This is a genomic window from Streptomyces sp. McG3 (assembly GCF_018619185.1).
GTDB lineage: Bacteria > Actinomycetota > Actinomycetes > Streptomycetales > Streptomycetaceae > Streptomyces.
Genome location: NZ_JAAXYC010000532.1, coordinates 1 through 2,412, shown reverse-complemented (window position 1 = coordinate 2,412; position 2,412 = coordinate 1). Strand labels below are relative to the sequence as shown.

Genomic DNA, 2,412 nt, shown 5'->3' with positions numbered 1-2,412 from the left:
CCCCTCCCCCTCCCCCTGCCTGCTCAGGCATGTCTTCAGGAACGCCCATGTCCTCGCGCCCTGGTGCAGCGTGGCCCCTGGTGGCCGTGTTCACCGCCGGTTACCTCGCCTCCTACCTCCTTCCTACGATCGTCGGCCGGCTCAGCGCCCAACTGGGGCTGAGTCCAGCCCAGGCGGGCCTGGTCGGCAGCGCCCTGCTCCTCAGTTCCGCCTGCGCCGGCTTCGCCCTCGCGGGCCGGGTCGAGCGGTACGGGGCACGCACCCCCGCCCGCGTCGGACTGGTGCTGGCCACCATCGGCTACGGCTGGGCCGCGCTGGCCGGGTCCGTACCCCTGGTGGTGCTCGGCGTGGTGATCGGCGGCCTCGGCTCCGGCACGGCGACGGCGGTCGCCGCGGCCGGGATAGCCGCCCGGCGCGACCAGCACCGGACGGCCTCGCTCGGGCTGCTCGCCGTGTCCGCCACGGCGGGCGTCCTCTACCTGACGATCCCCCACTTCGGCGGGGGGCACCGGCTCCCGTTCGCCTCGGTCGCCCTGGTCGCCCTGCTCGTCTGGCCCGTGACCGCCCGGCTCGGCGGTGCGACGGCGGTGGAGGGGACCACCTCGCAGATCACCGGCCGGCTGCCGCGCCGACGCTCCGGCCTCGTCCTGGCGGGCGGCATGCTCGTCTGGTCCATGGCCCAGAACGCGCTGTGGGGCGTGAGCAGCCGCATCGGAGTCGTCCAGGCAGGGCTCTCCGAGATCGCCGTCGGTGCGGTGTTCGCCGCCGCGCTCGGGGCGGGTCTGCTCGGTGTGGCGGGCGCGGGGCTGCTCGGCGCGCGGCTCGGCCGGGCGGTGCCCATCGGGCTGGGGACCGTGGTCATCGCCGGGAGCATCGTGCTCAGCTCCTCGGCCCACGGCCTCGGATCGTTCGCGACCGGCGAGATCGTGTGGAACACCTTCTATCCGGTGGTCCTCTCCTACCTCATCGGTCTCGCCGCTTCCCTGGACATACGCGGCCGCTGGGCGGTGCTGGCGGGCTCCGCCTCCTCCGTGGGGGTGGCCTGCGGTCCGCTGCTGGGCAGCGTGCTCTCCGCGGAGGCCGGCTATCCGGCGATGGGGCTGATCCTGGGGGCGGCCACCCTGCTGGTCGCCGCCCCCGTGACCGCCGTGGCGCTGCACACCGGCGGCCGTCCGCTGGTGCCCGGCTCGGTGCGCCGTCGCGGTGGCGCCCCGGCCGCCCTGCTCGCCGCCACCACCGGGAACCTGCCCGGCGCGGTGCCGAAGCTCGGCTCACCCGAGCAGGCCGTCACGGAGCTGCGGGTGCCGGCCCTGCGGCGCAGGCGGCTGGTCCGCAGCGCCATCCGGACGGCCGGTCCGGACGGCGGTTCCGGTCAGTCGAACGCGTACGCCTCGACCTCGGACAGGTAGCGCGCCCTGCGCTCCTCGTCGTGGTCGAGGAAGGCCGCCTCGAAGGAGTTGCGGGCCAGGGTGCGCAGCTGCTCCGGCCCCAGGGCGAGCGCGTCGCGGACGGCGTCGAAGTTGTCCCCGGCGTACCCGCCGAAGTAGGCGGGGTCGTCGGAGTTCACCGTGCAGTGGAGTCCGGCGGCCAGCATCGCCGGCAGCGGATGGTCCCCCAGTGTGCCGACCGTGCGCAGCCGCACGTTGGACAGCGGGCAGAGCGTGAGCGGCACCCGGTCGGCGACCAGCCGCTCCACCAGTTCCGGGTCCTCCAGGCAGCGCAGTCCGTGATCGATGCGCTCGACGCCGAGGACGTCCAGGGCCTCCCTGATGTACTCCGGCGGGCCCTCCTCGCCCGCGTGGGCCACCTTGCGCAGGCCGAGGGCGGTGGCCGCCTCGTAGACCTCGCGGAACTTGGCGGGCGGGTGACCGACCTCGGCGGAGTCCAGGCCGATCGCGCTGATCCGGTGCAGATACGGCTTCGCCGCGTCGAGGGTGCCGAGGGCCGATTCGGCGGACAGGTCGCGCAGGAAGCACATGATCAGCTGGGTGGAGACGCCGTGCTTCTCCTCGCTGCGCTCCAGCGCCCGGCCGAGCCCCTCGATGACGGTGCCGATCGGGACGCCCCGGGCGGTGTGGGCCTGCGGGTCGAAGAAGATCTCGGCGTGCCGGACGCCCTGGGCGGCGGCGCGGGCGAGGTAGGCGTCGACGAGTTCGGCGAAGTCCTCCTCGGTGCGCAGGACGGCCATCAGCGCGTAGTACAGGTCGAGGAAGGACTGGAGGTCATCGAACTCGTAGGCGGCGCGCAGTTCGTCGGTGGTGGCGTAGGGCAGGGCCACCTCGTTGCGCTCCGCGAGGGCGAAGGCCAGCTCGGGTTCGAGGGTGCCTTCGATGTGGAGGTGGAGTTCTGCCTTGGGGAGGTGCACGGTGTCTCGCAAACAGGGGTGGGGGCGGATCAGGGGTGGTGTCGGGT

Annotated in this window: 2 protein-coding genes; one reads left to right on the top strand and one right to left on the bottom strand. The window is 73.9% G+C overall.

Features of this window, described 5'->3' with window-relative positions:
* Positions 1 to 47 precede the first annotated feature (47 nt).
* Complete coding sequence (locus HET64_RS38155; protein ID WP_215111807.1) at positions 48 to 1,409, top strand: MFS transporter; 1,362 nt, start codon at positions 48 to 50, stop codon at positions 1,407 to 1,409.
* Here HET64_RS38155 and HET64_RS38150 read toward each other — a convergent pair.
* The gene (locus tag HET64_RS38150; protein WP_215111808.1) at positions 1,373 to 2,365 is read right to left on the bottom strand and encodes an adenosine deaminase; all 993 of its coding nucleotides are present in this window, start codon (positions 2,363 to 2,365) and stop codon (positions 1,373 to 1,375) included. The genes HET64_RS38155 and HET64_RS38150 overlap by 37 nt on opposite strands.
* Positions 2,366 to 2,412: the final 47 nt, after the last annotated feature.